The sequence below is a fragment of the Nocardia sp. NPDC051756 genome (genome assembly GCF_040681495.1).
GTDB lineage: Bacteria > Actinomycetota > Actinomycetes > Mycobacteriales > Mycobacteriaceae > Nocardia.
Genome location: NZ_JBFAYV010000001.1, coordinates 258,084 through 271,492, shown reverse-complemented (window position 1 = coordinate 271,492; position 13,409 = coordinate 258,084). Strand labels below are relative to the sequence as shown.

The 13,409-nt window shown below is 68.6% G+C and carries 12 protein-coding genes; 10 read left to right on the top strand and 2 right to left on the bottom strand.

All coding sequences use genetic code 11. The annotated features are described in order from the left end of the window. The first annotated feature begins 88 nt into the window (after window positions 1-88). Window positions 89-880 (top strand): SAM-dependent methyltransferase, encoded by a 792-nt coding sequence (locus AB0M22_RS01320; protein WP_364719524.1) that lies wholly within the window; start codon window positions 89-91, stop codon window positions 878-880. On the opposite strand, the gene AB0M22_RS01315 is transcribed toward AB0M22_RS01320, so the two are convergent. After that, window positions 877-2,193, bottom strand: coding sequence for a HAMP domain-containing sensor histidine kinase (locus AB0M22_RS01315; protein ID WP_364721590.1), 1,317 nt, complete (start codon window positions 2,191-2,193; stop codon window positions 877-879). The two genes, AB0M22_RS01320 and AB0M22_RS01315, sit on opposite strands and share 4 nt — an antisense overlap. Then, complete coding sequence (locus AB0M22_RS01310; protein WP_364719522.1) at window positions 2,193-2,900, bottom strand: response regulator transcription factor; 708 nt, start codon at window positions 2,898-2,900, stop codon at window positions 2,193-2,195. Before AB0M22_RS01310 ends, AB0M22_RS01315 begins: the two co-directional genes overlap by 1 nt. 201 nt (window positions 2,901-3,101) lie before the next feature. Here AB0M22_RS01310 and AB0M22_RS01305 point away from each other — a divergent pair, with 201 nt between their 5' ends. From AB0M22_RS01305 to AB0M22_RS01265, 9 genes are all read left to right on the top strand, one after another. Then, window positions 3,102-4,580: an alpha/beta fold hydrolase gene (locus AB0M22_RS01305; RefSeq protein ID WP_364719519.1), complete on the top strand. Its 1,479-nt coding sequence runs from the start codon at window positions 3,102-3,104 to the stop codon at window positions 4,578-4,580. A 270-nt stretch (window positions 4,581-4,850) separates the two neighbouring features. Further along, on the top strand, window positions 4,851-5,762 hold the full coding sequence (locus tag AB0M22_RS01300) for a dihydrodipicolinate synthase family protein (protein ID WP_364719516.1): 912 nt from the start codon (window positions 4,851-4,853) through the stop codon (window positions 5,760-5,762). Between the two features lie 42 nt (window positions 5,763-5,804). Then, window positions 5,805-7,271 carry an aldehyde dehydrogenase (NADP(+)) gene (locus AB0M22_RS01295; protein ID WP_364719514.1) on the top strand — a complete coding sequence of 489 codons (1,467 nt, stop codon included), beginning with the start codon at window positions 5,805-5,807 and terminating at the stop codon, window positions 7,269-7,271. Beyond that, window positions 7,268-8,479 carry an FAD-dependent oxidoreductase gene (locus tag AB0M22_RS01290; RefSeq protein ID WP_364719512.1) on the top strand — a complete coding sequence of 404 codons (1,212 nt, stop codon included), beginning with the start codon at window positions 7,268-7,270 and terminating at the stop codon, window positions 8,477-8,479. The genes AB0M22_RS01295 and AB0M22_RS01290 overlap by 4 nt, the downstream gene beginning before the upstream one ends. Continuing rightward, complete coding sequence (locus AB0M22_RS01285) at window positions 8,476-8,790, top strand: (2Fe-2S)-binding protein (protein WP_364719510.1); 315 nt, start codon at window positions 8,476-8,478, stop codon at window positions 8,788-8,790. The genes AB0M22_RS01290 and AB0M22_RS01285 overlap by 4 nt, the downstream gene beginning before the upstream one ends. Beyond that, window positions 8,787-10,208, top strand: a complete 1,422-nt coding sequence (locus AB0M22_RS01280) for an FAD-dependent oxidoreductase (protein WP_364719507.1) — start codon at window positions 8,787-8,789, stop codon at window positions 10,206-10,208. Before AB0M22_RS01285 ends, AB0M22_RS01280 begins: the two co-directional genes overlap by 4 nt. Further along, on the top strand, window positions 10,208-11,209 hold the full coding sequence (locus tag AB0M22_RS01275; protein ID WP_364719505.1) for a proline racemase family protein: 1,002 nt from the start codon (window positions 10,208-10,210) through the stop codon (window positions 11,207-11,209). The genes AB0M22_RS01280 and AB0M22_RS01275 overlap by 1 nt, the downstream gene beginning before the upstream one ends. Before the next feature lie 44 nt (window positions 11,210-11,253). Beyond that, window positions 11,254-12,687, top strand: a complete 1,434-nt coding sequence (locus AB0M22_RS01270) for an amino acid permease (RefSeq protein ID WP_364719503.1) — start codon at window positions 11,254-11,256, stop codon at window positions 12,685-12,687. A gap of 44 nt (window positions 12,688-12,731) precedes the next feature. After that, window positions 12,732-13,409 carry a GntR family transcriptional regulator gene (locus tag AB0M22_RS01265; protein ID WP_364719501.1) on the top strand — a complete coding sequence of 226 codons (678 nt, stop codon included), beginning with the start codon at window positions 12,732-12,734 and terminating at the stop codon, window positions 13,407-13,409.

The window sequence follows — 13,409 nt, the reverse complement described above, 5'->3', positions numbered from 1 at the left end:
GGCACGGAGCTCACCCCGCGGTGGCATCGAGCCACACCATCCAGCCGGGAAGATCGCTACGATTGTGATCGAGGATCGGGAGGACACCTTGTCGGACGTAGAGCGTGCACCAGGACTCAACCCGAACATTCCGAGTTCGGCCCGGATCTATGACTACATGCTCGGCGGCAAAGACAACTATGACGTCGACCGCGAGGTTGCGCACCGGATGCTGGCCATCGCGCCGGACACCAAGACCCTGGCGTGGTTCATCCGCCAGTTCCTGGTGAAGGCGATCGAGATGGCCGCCGACGCGGGCATCCAGCAGTTCATCGATCTCGGTTCGGGCATCCCGACCTCGCCCAACGTGCACGAGGTCGCGCGCAAGATCCATCCGGAAGCACGCGTGGTCTACATCGACAACGACCCGATCGTGCACGCGCATTGCGATGCGCTGCTGGCGCATTCGCCCGGCGTGACGGCGTTGAAGGCCGACATCCGCAAGCCGGAGGACATCATCGACCGGCTGAAGACCGGCGGCCTGATCGACTTCGACGAGCCGGTCGCCGTGCTGATCATCGGCGTGCTGCACTACGTGATGGACAACGAGAACCCCTACGAGATCGTCGCGAAGTTCCGCGACCTGATGGTGCCGGGGAGTTACTTCGCGATGACCCACGGCTCCAACGACACGCACCCGGACTTCATCACCCAGTCGCAGGACGACACCGACAAGAGCCCCTCCCAGGTCATATACCGGACGAAAGCGCAGACCGAGGCGTTCTTCGACGGCTTCGACCTGATCGACCCGGGCGTGGTGCCCGCGCAGGACTGGCTCGACGACGACCTGCCCGCCACCCGCCTGGTGATCTACGGCGGCATCGGCACCAAGGCGAGCTAGCGCCGGCGACGCCCGTCCGCGGGTTCGCGCGGCGGGAGCCGGAAACCGATGCGCGCGCCGGGCCCGTGCTCGGCGAACACCGTGCCGTCGTGTGCGGTGATGATGTCCGCGACGATGGCGAGCCCGAGCCCCGAACCCGGTGTGCCCTGGGTGTTCGCGGCCCGATAGAACCGGTCGAAGATGGCGGCGGTGTCGTCGGCGGCGATACCGGGCCCCTGGTCGCGCACTGTCAACTCGGTGCGATGAATGTGCACGTCGACCGGGGTGTCCGGCGGGCTGAACTTGATCGCGTTGCTGATCAGGTTGTCCACGCACCGGGCCAGCGCTCGCGGCCGGGCCAGCACGGGTGCGGGGTCGTCCGCGGTGACGGTGATGGTGCGGCCGCTGCGGTGCCGGAAGCGCTGCGCGCAGTCTTCGGCCAGGGTCGGCAGATCCAGTTCGACGGGTTCCTCGGCGGTGTGCTGATCGGTAGCGAGTTCCACGAGTTCGGCGACCAGATCGTCGAGCGCGGCGGACTCCTGCACGAGGGTGTTGAGCACCTTGGTCTCGTCTTCGGCGTCGAGCCGGCCGCGGGCCCGCTGCAACAGTTCGGCGCTGCCGCGGATCGAGGTCAGCGGGGTACGCAGCTCGTGACTGGCGTCCTGGACGAGCCGGTGCTGCTGCGCGCGCGAACGCCGTAGCGCGCTCAGCATGGTGTCGAAACTGCCGGTGAGCCTGCCGATTTCGTCGCGCCCGGTGGGTGGCAGCGGCACCGACAGGTCTTGTGTGGTGCTGATCTGCTCGGTCGCGGCGAGCAGGCGGCGGACCGGCCGCAGGATGCGCCCGATCGCCAGCCAGCTCAGCAACGCCGACAACGCCACCGCGATCGCGGTGATACCGCCGGTGCGCCACAGGAATTCGTTGTCGATCCGTTCGGACTCGTGGTAGCGCTGCGCCACCATCACCGCGCCGCCGCCGGGGCGCGGCTTGGTCAGGATCCCGTACGGCTCACCGTCCAGGTCGATGTTGTATTCGGCTGTGCCGCTACCGGTTCGGGCCACCCGGTGGTCCGCGTCGGAGACCGGGAGCGACATGTGACCCGGCAGCAGCGGGCGCGCGCTCCCGTCGGCCGAGAGCAACTGCTCGATGGTGTCGGACCGCTCGGGCAGCACCGCGGGCAGCACGGCGATGACGGCGTCGACCCGATCATTGAGGCTGCGATCGATCTGATTGCCGACCAGCTCGCTGACCCCTCGATACGAGGTGGCCAGCGTGACCACGATGGCGGCCACCACGGCCACGATGACGACGAGGGTGATCCGGGCGCGCAACATCACGCGGGACGCACGGCGTAACCGACATTGCGGACGGTGTGGATCAGCCGGGATTCGCCTTCCTGCTCGGTCTTGCGGCGCAGATAGCCGATGTACACATCGAGCGAACGGGAATCGGTGTCGAAGTCGTAACCCCAGATGTGTTCGTAGATCCGGTTGCGGCTCAGCACGATTCGCGCATTGCGCAGCAGCAGTTCCAGCACGTCGAACTCGGTCTTGGTGAGTTCGATCGGCCGGTCCCCGCGATACACCTCACGGGTCGCCGGGTTCAGCGTCAGATCCGCGACGGACAGCACCGCGGTGTCCTCGTCGTCCGGTGCGCTGCGGCGTAGCAGCGCGCGCAGCCGCGCGAGCAGTTCGTCGGTGGCGAACGGTTTGGGCAGGTAGTCGTCGGCGCCCGCATCCAGCCCGGCGACCCGATCACCGATCTGCTGACGCGCGGTGAGCACCAGGATCGGCAACCGGTCCCCGCGGCGGCGCAGCAGCCGGCACAGCGACAGTCCGTCCATGCGCGGCATGACCACGTCGACCACCGCCAGGTCCGGCTGGATTTCGGCCAGCATCTCCAGGGCCTGCTGCCCGTCCGCGGCCAGGTGAACGGTGTAGCCCTCGAAGCGCAGCAGCTGATCGAGGGTGCTGCGCACGTGCGGGTCGTCCTCGACGACGAGCACCGAGGCGGCGGGGGCGGACGAGTTCGGTGTGCTCACGCTGCCATTGTTGCTGGTGAGTAGCGAGTTCGCAGGTATCGGGCGGTTCACTTCGTGACCGCTATCACTCGCCGTGGATTCTTACGTGATTCTGTCGTTGTGCTCGCCAACCCTTGACTTCTCCCGCGCAGGATTCTCCTCAACACCCCGCCGAACGCGGGAGTTGCATTGAGGGAAGGGATTTCGAGGATGCGCAACGGAATGCGGGCAGTCGCATGTTTGGTCGCCGCACTCGCCGCCACGACACTGATCACGGCGTGCGGGGACAGCAAACCACCCGGCCCCGACTGGTGCCCGACGGTGCCGGGTCATCAGGTCGAGTGCGGCGTGCAGTCCCGGCCGCTGGTCACCGACAAACCCGAATTGGGCACTGTCGCAGTGAGTTACGCGCTGGTCCGGCGCAGCAACACGGACGCGCCTGCCGCGGGCACGATCGCCCCGAACCCGGGTGGACCCGGCGTACCGCTGATCGACCACGCCGCGCAGGCCACCCAGCTCTCCGCGCAGTTGCTCGACGATCACGACCTGCTGCTCATCGACCCGCGCGGCACCGGGCTGTCCAGCCCGCTGGATTGCGGCGCGGACGAGGCCGGTTACGAACTCGGCACCCGCGAATACCAGCAGCAGACGGTGGGCCGCTGCGCCGAACAGCTCGGCCCGCGCGCCGCCGGCTACACCTCGGCGGCCACCGCCGACGACTTCGACGCGATCCGCGCCCGGCTCGGCATCCCCAAGCTGGTGCTCTACGGCATCTCCTACGGCACCTACCTGATGCCGATCTACGCCGAACGCCACCCCGACACCGTGCAGTCCATGGTACTCTCCGGCGCCTACCCGCCCGAGTTCGACCTGCTGTCGCGCCCCAATGCCGAAGCGGTTTCGCTTGCGCTGCAACGGATCTGTGATCGCAGCCGGGCCTGCGACGGGGCGACCGCCGTGGCCGACCTGCGCACGGTGACCCAGCGCCTGGCCGCCCAGCCGCTCACCATCGCCGGGCGGAATCCATTGCAGCTCAGCGAAAGCAAGTTCGCCACCCTCGCCTTCGAGGTGGCCAGCACCAGCGTCGGCGCCGATCCGACGCAACCGACCCTGATGGGCGCGCTGCCCGCCGCGCTGCACGGTGCCGCCAACGGCGACGACACCGGGTTGCGGCAGTGGGCCGAGCAGGCCGGCAGTGAGCCGACCGCCGAGAACATCGACCTCTTCATCACCGTCGCCTGCAACGACTATCCCAACATCTGGAACCGTCAATTGTCGCTGAACGAGCGGGAGCAGCAGTACCGGGACGGGCTGGCCACGGCCGGATCCGACGGCGTCGGCGCCTTCAGCGCGGCGGGATTCAGCGCGGGCATGCGCGACGGTGGCGATGCGTGCATCCAGTGGCCCGCCGTCACCCAGGCCTACCCCGGCCGCCCGGTCTCCGCGCTGCCGAACGTCCCGGTGCTGGTCATGTCCGGCGACCTCGACGCCATCACCCCGGACGCGAACGGCAAGCGGGTGGCCGCCGGCTTCCCGAACGCGACCTTCCTCTCCGTGCCCAACACCGGCCACGTCCCCGACCTGGAGCCCAGCGGCTGCGTCACCGATCTGGTGGCCCGCTTCATCCGAACCGGCAATCCCGGACCGACCGCCTGCGTGGATGCCATCCCGCCGATCGCGGTCACCCCGGTCCCCCGCTGATCCACCCCAGCCGAACAACGCCCAGCCCCGACCCAGCGCGCTGATCGAAAGCCGAACAGCCGCAACGTCATCCCCGCGCGAGCGGACGGTGAACGCTGTTGTCGGGGCTGGGCGTTTCTGCGTATCCGAGATGCGTTCAACGTGCGTGTCCCCAGTCACTTTCCGCATCTTGCGTGACCACCATCACTTAGCTATCTTGTGCAATGTCACACGTCACATGACATTCGGATCGACCGTTGATCCGGACAATCGCGCAGATGGAGGCTTCACATGTCCGACCCGATCACCTCAGCCGTGACCAAGCCCTGGCACGGGATCCTGGTGGCGACCACCCTGCCGTTCGCTGAGGACTACTCGGTCGACTACGACGCCTACGCGCAGCACGTGCAGTGGCTGGCCGCCAACGGCTGCCACGGCGTGAGCCCGAACGGATCGCTCGGCGAATACCAGACCCTCGACGACGAGGAGCGGGCCCGGGTGGTGCGGACGGCCATCGAGGCCGCACCGAACGGATTCACCGTGATGCCCGGCATCGCCGCGTACGGCGCGTTGCAGGCGCGCAAGTGGGCCGCGCAAGCCGCCGAGGCCGGCGCGCAGGCCGTGATGCTGCTGCCGCCCAACACCTACCGCGGCGGCCGGGACTCGATCCTCGATCACTACCGCACGGTGGCCGAGGTCGGCCTGCCGATCGTCGCCTACAACAACCCGTTCGACACCCGCATCGACCTGACCCCCGACATCCTGGCCGAACTGCACGGCGAGGGCCTGATCGTCGCGGTCAAGGAGTTCACCGGCGACGTGCGGCGCTTCTACGAGATCAAGGAGCTCGCCCCGGAACTCGACGTGCTCGTCGGCTCGGACGACGTGCTCCTGGAACTCGGCATCGCGGGCGCGGTCGGCTGGGTGGCCGGGTACCCGAACGCCATCCCCCGGGCCACCGTCGAGCTGTACAACGCCGCGGTCAACCGGGATCTGGACAAGGCGCTTCCGCTGTACCGCGAGCTGCACAAGCTACTGCGCTGGGACTCGAAGCCGCAGTTCGTGCACGCGATCAAGCTGTCCATGGACCTGGCCGGGCGTAAGGGCGGCAAGTGCCGTCCGCCGCGGGTGCCGCTGGCGCCGGAGCTGATCGCGAAACTCACCGAGGACACCCGGGACCTGCTCGCCAAGGGTTACCGGTAGGCAGTCTGTAGCTCGGTACACACGAAAGACGAGGAGTTGGCGATGAGCACGGTCGAATCCATTCGCGACACGACGGCCGAGGAGGTCGACGCCATCGCTGCCGCGGCCGCCGCGGCGGCGGCGCCCTGGGCGGCGATGGGACCGACCGATCGGGCCCGGGTGCTGCGCGGCATCGCCGATCGGCTGGACGCGCAGGCCGCCGAGCTGATCCCGCTGGCGATGCGGGAGACGCACCTGTCCGAACCGCGACTGGCCGGTGAGCTGAAGCGCACCAGTTTCCAGCTGCGGCTGTTCGCGCAAGCCGTGCTCGACGGCGACTTCCTCGATGTGCGGATCGACACCGCGGACGCGGACTGGCCGATGGGTGCGCCGCGGCCGGATCTGCGGCGGATGAATATCGCGCTCGGTCCGGTGGTGAACTTCGCGGCGAGCAACTTTCCGTTCGCGTTCTCGGTAGCCGGGGGTGATACCGCATCCGCGCTGGCGGCGGGCTGTCCGGTGATCGTCAAGGCCAGTCCTGGCCATCCCGCGCTGTCCCGCGCGGTCGGACAGCTGATCGACGAGGCGCTAGCCGAATGTGATGCTCCGAGTAGGACTTTCGGTCTCGTGTTCGGTCGCGACGCCGGGGTTCAGGTGCTCACCCATCCTGCCGTCGCCGCCGCGGCGTTCACCGGGTCCACCGCGGGTGGGCGGGCGCTGTACGATCTGGCGGCTCGTCGTCCGGTGCCGATCCCGTTCTACGGCGAACTCGGTTCCATCAACCCGGTATTCGTCACCGGCGAGGCCGCACGAACCCGGCCGACGGAGATCGCATCGGGACTCCTGACGGCGGTCAGCGCGAGTGCGGGTCAGCTGTGCACCAAGCCGGGCCTGATCGCGATCCCCGAGGAGGCAACGGTTTTCAGTGAGCTGGCCGAGCTGATCCGGGACCGGCCGGTGCCCACCGGGGACATGCTCAATGCGGAGATCGCCGCCGGATTCACCCGGGCCGTCGAGCAGGTCCGCGAGCACTCGAACGTGGAACTGCTCGCGGGCGGCGGACCGGGCGAGGCGCTGCTACTCGCCACTACAGCGCGCACAGTGTTGTCCGATCCAGACGCATTGCTGCACGAGATGTTCGGCCCGGCAACGCTTCTGGTCAGCTATCGGAATACCGATGAACTGCTCGAGCTGGCTCGCTCGGTGGGCGGTCAGTTGACGGTGTCCATCTTCGGCGACCAAGTCGATGACACCGCTCGTGCATTGACCGCCGCCGCGGTGGGCGCGGCCGGGCGGGTGCTGTGGAACAGCTGGCCGACCGGGCTGTCGGTGACCTACGCCCAGCAGCACGGCGGACCCTACCCGGCGACGACGGCACCGACGGCGACCTCCGTCGGTACCGCGGCGATTTCCCGCTTCCTGCGCCCGGTGACCTACCAGTCGGTGCCGGAGGATCTGCTGCCGCTCGAATTGCGCACGGAAAACCCGCTTTCCGTACCGCGCTCGGTGAACGGGGCACGCGCACAATGACCGGAGCCTCGCCCCTGCGGGGAACAGACGTCCTGATCATCGGCGGCGGCATGATCGGATGCGCGCTCGCGGACCGGCTCACCCTGGACGGCGCCTCGGTCCGCGTGTGCGAGCGGGGCGGGGTCGCCTCCGGCACCACGGCGCACGGCGAAGGCAATGTGCTCGTCTCGGACAAAGGACCGGGGCCCGAGTTGGCGCTGGCCCAGCTGTCCCGGCGACTGTGGCCCGCCGTGCTCGAGCGGCTCGCCGAGCGACTACCCGACGATGCGGCCGGCCTCGAATGGGAACCCAAGGGCGGCATAGTCGTTGCCACCACCGACGCGGGCGCTATCGCGCTGACGGGGTTCGCCGACAGCCAGCGTGGTGCCGGAGTGCGGTGCGAAAGTCTCGACGCGGACCAACTGGCCACGGCCGAGCCCGCTCTCACCCGCGAGGTGTGCGCGGCGATGTACTACCCCGATGACGCGCAGGTCCAACCGGCCGGTGCCGCAACGGCTTTGCTCGGATCGGCGATCGCGGCCGGCGCGATCATCGAGACCCGCTGCGAGGTCACCGCGCCGCTGATCCAGGACGGCCGACTGATCGGGGTGGAAACGATACGCGGACATCGGTATGCCGACATCGTGATCAATGCGGCGGGCCCGTGGTCGGGCACGGTGTCCGAAGTGCTCGGCGCGCCGATCGCGATCAAGCCCCGCCGTGGCGACGTGCTCATCACCGCACCCATGCCGCCGACGGTGTTCCACAAGGTGTACGACGCGGATTACGTTGGCGCGGTCGGCAGCTCGGACGCCGCACTGCAATCCTCCGCAGTGGTCGAATCGACCAGGGGCGGCCCGTTGCTGCTCGGCTCCTCCCGCCGCCAGTGCGGCTTCGACAATCGGATCCAGCCGGACAGCCTGGCCGCCATCGCCCGAAAGGCGTTGCGGCTCTATCCGATCCTCGCCGACGTCGCGATCATGCGGGCCTACGGCGGCTTCCGCCCGTACGTCGACGACCACCTCCCGGTGATCGGCCCCGATCCACGACTCCCCGGCCTCTGGCACGCGACCGGGCACGAGGGTGCGGGCATCGGCCTGTCGGTCGGTACCGCCCAACTGATTTCGTCTGCCCTGGCCGGGCAGCCGGACGAGGTCGACATCATGGCCTTCGCCGTAGACCGCCCCGCGGTCATCACCGAACCCTGGACGGAGGAGATATTCCGTTGAGTCCGCACCTGATTCGACCCGAGGCCGACGCGGTCGGCCGCGACGATCGGCCACTGACCGTCACCGTCGACGGCACACCGGTTCCGGGCGTGCACGGCCAGACGCTCGCGACAGTCCTTCTGGCCGACGGCCGTTCGCACTGGCGCACCGCGCCCACCGGCGGCCCGCGTGGCGTGTTCTGCGGTATCGGAGTGTGTTTCGACTGCGTCGCCACCGTCAACGGTGTTCCGGATGTGCGGTTGTGCCGGCGTCCGGCGCGAGACGGCGACCGTATCACCACTCAGACCCGGCGGACGGGAAGCAACGAATGAGCACGCATGTAGTGGTGATCGGCGGCGGCCCGGCCGGTACCGCGGCCGCCGAATCCGCGCTGCGGCACGGCGCGACGGTGACCCTGATCGACTCGAACGAGGCGCTCGGCGGCCAGTACAACCGGCGCATCCCGGCCGCGTACGGCGTCGGTCAACCGCTGACCATCGGGCACGGGTATGCCGCGGCCGCCCGCCGTGCCCGGCTGCTGATCGAGCACCCGCGCTGTGAATATCTGCCATGGGCGTCCGTCTATCAGATCGAACGCCATCTCGAAGGTGGTTGTCCCGCAGTACGTGTGCTGATCGGCGCGGAAGGCGACCGGCGAGAGCATCGCGTAGTGCAAGGCGACGCACTGGTAATCGCCACCGGCGCCTACGACCGGGTGTGCCCGTTCCCCGGCTGGGACCTGCCCGGCGTCTACACCGCCGGTGCCGCACAGACTCTCGCGAAAACCCAGCGGCTGCTGGTGGGCAAGTCCGTATTGCTCTCCGGCACCGGCCCCTTCCTCCTACCGGTCGCACAATCGTTGGCGGACAACGGTGCCGAAGTGCGGGCCGTGCTCGAGGCCAACCCCGGTCGCCGGATCGTCAAGCATTGGGCGGCGCGGCCGTGGGAACTGCGACACAGCGCGGGCAAAGCCGCCGAGCTGATCGAATACCTGGCCTGCGGTGTGCGGCACCGGATTCCGCTACGCACCTCGCGCGCGATAGTCGCGGTCGCCGGTGACGGCCGAGTGGAAGAGGCCACCGTCGCTCGGCTCGACGAGAACTGGACGCCGATCCCCGGCAGCCACACCACAGTGCCGGTGGACGCGGTCGCGGTCTCACACGGCTTCACCCCGCAGCACGAACTCGCGGTCGCCGCCGGCGCGAAACTGACCACGGACGGCTTCGTTCAGGTCGACGACAGCCAGCTGACCAGCGCCGAATGCGTCTGGGCCGCAGGAGAAATCACCGGCATCGGCGGCGCCCAGGTCTCCGCCATCGAGGGAACCGTCGCCGGACTGGCCGCAGCAGGCGCCATCGCGGACCGCGCACTACAGACCCGCCACCGCACGGCCGAGCAATTCGTGACCCGCCTCGCGACCGCACACCCCATCCGTCCCGGCGTCCTCACCTGGGCCCGCCCCGACACCGTCCTCTGCCGCTGCGAGGGCACCACCTGCGGCGAACTGACCGCCGCCTGGTCCCGCGCGGCAGGCGAGAGCTACCGCTCCACCAAGCTGGCCACCCGCGCCGGACTCGGCCCCTGCCAAGGCCGGATGTGCGCGGCGAACATCGAGGCGCTGCGCGACCGGCCGTACGCCGACGGCGCGACCACGACAACCGGCCTCGCCGCGGCCGGACCCGCCTGGCGACCGCTCGCCGCATCGGTGCGCTTACGTGAACTCGCCGAACTAGACGAAGGACAGTCCTGATGCGCAGCAACCGAATCATTTCCGCGATCGACACCCACACCGAAGGCATGCCCACCCGGGTGATCACCGGCGGGATCGGCACGGTCCCCGGCGACACCATGGCCGCCAAGCGCATGCACTTCATCGAGCACCTCGACGGCCTGCGCACCCTGCTGGTCGACGAACCGCGCGGCCACGCGTCGATGAGCGGCGCGATCCTGCAACCGGCCACCACCGAGGACGGCCACTACGGCGTGCTGTTCATCGAGGTCAGCGGCCTGCTGCCGATGTGCGGACACGGCACCATCGGTGTCGCCACCGCCTTGGTCGAGGCAGGCATGGTGCCGGTCACCGAACCGGTCACCGACATTCGCCTCGACACCCCCGCCGGCCGCGTCGTCGCCTCGGTCGCGGTGACCGACGGCCACGCGGATTCGGTCACCCTGCGCAACGTGCCCGCCTACTGCGACAGCCTGGACAACGAGGTCGAGGTATCCGGCCTCGGCACCGTGCGTTACGACATGTCCTACGGCGGCAACTTCTACGCCATCGTCGACCTCGGCAAGCTCGGCCTGCCCTACGAACGCGCGCACAAGGACCGCATCCTCGACGCCGGACTGCGAATCATGGCGGCCATCAACGAGTTCCGTCGTCCGGTCCATCTGGAAGACGAACGCATCGCCGGCTGCAAGCACGTCCTGTTCCTCGACCCCGCATCCGAACCGGCCCACACCCGCAACGCCTTGGTCGCCCACCCCGGCTGGTTCGACCGCTCCCCCTGCGGCACCGGCACCTCCGCGCTGCTCGCCCGCCAGCACGCTCGCGGCCTGCTCGCCGATGACCAAGTCCTGCGCAGTGATTCGTTTATCGGCACCACCTTCCACGCCCGCGCCGTCGACACCACCACCGTCGGCGACCGCCCCGCGATCGTGCCCGCCATCACCGGCCGCGCCTGGGTCACCGGCACCGCCAACTACCTACTCGACCCCACCGACCCCTTCCCCGAGGGCTTCCGATTCTGACCAGCACCACCCGCTCCACCGCTCCACCTTGAAAGGCACAGTCAATGAAGACAGTCGTCACCAGGTCCGCACGCCCACCGCTCACCAAGAGCGGGGTCATGCGGCGAATGCCGGTAATCGTTGCCGACACCGGCGATTTCAAGAAGAGCATGGGGCTGTGGCAGCTGGTCGCGCTGAGCCTCGGCGGGCTGGTCGGCGCGGGGGTGTTCTCGCTGGCCGGCGTGGTGGCCAACGAGGTCGCCGGTCCGGCGGTGCTGGTCTCGTTCGCCATCGCGATCATCGCCTCCGGTGCGGCCGGGCTCTGCTACGCCGAATTCGCGGGCATGGTCCCGCGCGCCAGGTCCGCCTACACCTACTCCTACGTCGCGCTCGGCGAGATCATCGGCTTCATGATCGGCTGGGATCTGTTGCTGGAGTACACCGCCATCGTCTCCGTCGTCGCGATCGCGGTGTCCGGGTACCTCAACTACATCACCCACTACATCGGATTCGACCTGCCCACCTGGGCACTCGGCGCGCCGGGCACCGGCTCCGGGCACAAGGTCGACCTCTTCGCGGTGCTGCTCTGCCTGCTGCTGGCCTTCCTGCTCTCCCGCGGCACCCGCGAATCCGCCCGAGTGCAAACAGGTCTCGTCGCGCTGAAGATGGTGATCGTCGCGATCGTGGTGGTGGCCGGCGCATTCCACATCAAGGCCGGTAACTACCAGCCGTTCTTCCCGTTCGGCGTCGGCGGCGCGGTATCCGGTGCTGCCCTGGCCTTCTTCGCGGTCTACGGCTACGACGCGATGAGCGCGGCCGCGGAGGAGTCCAAGGACGGCAAGAAGCTGATGCCCAAGGCGATCATGATCAGCCTCGGCATCGCCTCGGTGGTCTATCTGCTGGTCTGCCTGGTCATCGTCGGGATGGTCAACTTCACCGACATCAACGTCTCCTCGCCGTTCTCCAGCGCGTTCGACTCGGTGGGCATGGGCATCCTCGGCCTGATCATCGCAGTCGGCGCCGTCGTCGGCGTGACCACCTCGGCGTTCGCCAACATGCTCGCCGTGACCAGGGTCGGCTTCGCGATGAGCCGCGACGGCCTGCTGCCGGCATACTTCGCCAAGTCCAGCCCGGTCCGCAAGGTGCCGTCCCGGGTGATCTGGCCGGTCGGCATCGTGTCCGCGCTGATCGCCGGCTTCCTGCCGATCCGCGAGGCCGCCGAGCTCACCAATGTCGGCATCCTGATGGCGTTCATCGTGGTGGCGCTCGGCGTCATGCGGCTGCGCCGGACCCGCCCGGAGGTCGAACGCGCGTTCCGCACCCCGTGGGTGCCGGTGGTGCCGCTGATCGGGATCGTCTTCTCCATCTGGTTGATCAGCCACCTCACCTGGGTCACCTGGCTGCGGTTCGTGGTCTGGCTGCTGCTCGGCCTCGCGGTGTACGTCGCGTTCAGCTACCGGCACTCGAAGCTGAACGATGCCGACCGTTCACTAACCTGATACCAGCGGTGCTCGCACACAGGAGAAACCCGGAGCGCATTGAGATGATCGAACGGCTGGATATACCCAAGCGGCCCACGCTGCGCGATCACGTGTCCGACGCGCTGCGCGCCGCGATCATCTCCGGTGAGCTCGAACCCGGAGTGCTCTACTCGGCCCCGTGGCTGTCGGAGCGCTTCGGGGTCTCCCCCACCCCCGTGCGCGAGGCGATGCTGGACCTGGTCAAGCAGGGCCTGGTGGTGTCGGTGCCGAACAAGGGTTTCCGGGTCACCGAGATCTCCGACGCGGACCTCGATTCGATCGCCAAGATCCGGATGCTGCTGGAGCCGCCCAGCGTCCGGGCGATCCTCGGCGAGATCCCCGCGGCGGATATCCCGGGCCTGCGCAACCAGGCCGACAAGATCGTCGACGCGGCCAAGCGCGGCGATCTCGTCGAATACGTCGACGCCGACCGGAAATTCCACCTGATGCTGCTGGACTACTGCCACAACCCGCGGCTGTCGCAGATCGTCGGCGACCTGCGCGCCCAAACCCGCCTGTTCGGTCTCGCCGCGCTCGTCGAGCGCGGCGAGCTGGACAAGTCGGCGCAGGAGCACCACACGATCATCGACCTGATCGAGACGCAGCGCGACGAGGAGCTGGAGCGATTCCTGCGCAAGCACATCGGGCACGTCCGCGGCATCTGGGCGGCCGGCAACGCACCCGACGAAGACGTCCCGTAA

What these genes read in the sequence shown, in the direction of transcription:
- AB0M22_RS01315 (WP_364721590.1), bottom strand. Translation starts at nt 2,193, where the DNA reads ATGTTGCGCGCCCGGATCACCCTCGTCGTCATCGTGGCCGTGGTGGCC.
- AB0M22_RS01305 (WP_364719519.1), top strand. Translation starts at nt 3,102, where the DNA reads ATGCGGGCAGTCGCATGTTTGGTCGCCGCACTCGCCGCCACGACACTG.
- AB0M22_RS01300 (WP_364719516.1), top strand. Translation starts at nt 4,851, where the DNA reads ATGTCCGACCCGATCACCTCAGCCGTGACCAAGCCCTGGCACGGGATC.
- AB0M22_RS01295 (WP_364719514.1), top strand. Translation starts at nt 5,805, where the DNA reads ATGAGCACGGTCGAATCCATTCGCGACACGACGGCCGAGGAGGTCGAC.
- AB0M22_RS01290 (WP_364719512.1), top strand. Translation starts at nt 7,268, where the DNA reads ATGACCGGAGCCTCGCCCCTGCGGGGAACAGACGTCCTGATCATCGGC.
- AB0M22_RS01280 (WP_364719507.1), top strand. Translation starts at nt 8,787, where the DNA reads ATGAGCACGCATGTAGTGGTGATCGGCGGCGGCCCGGCCGGTACCGCG.
- AB0M22_RS01275 (WP_364719505.1), top strand. Translation starts at nt 10,208, where the DNA reads ATGCGCAGCAACCGAATCATTTCCGCGATCGACACCCACACCGAAGGC.
- AB0M22_RS01270 (WP_364719503.1), top strand. Translation starts at nt 11,254, where the DNA reads ATGAAGACAGTCGTCACCAGGTCCGCACGCCCACCGCTCACCAAGAGC.
- AB0M22_RS01265 (WP_364719501.1), top strand. Translation starts at nt 12,732, where the DNA reads ATGATCGAACGGCTGGATATACCCAAGCGGCCCACGCTGCGCGATCAC.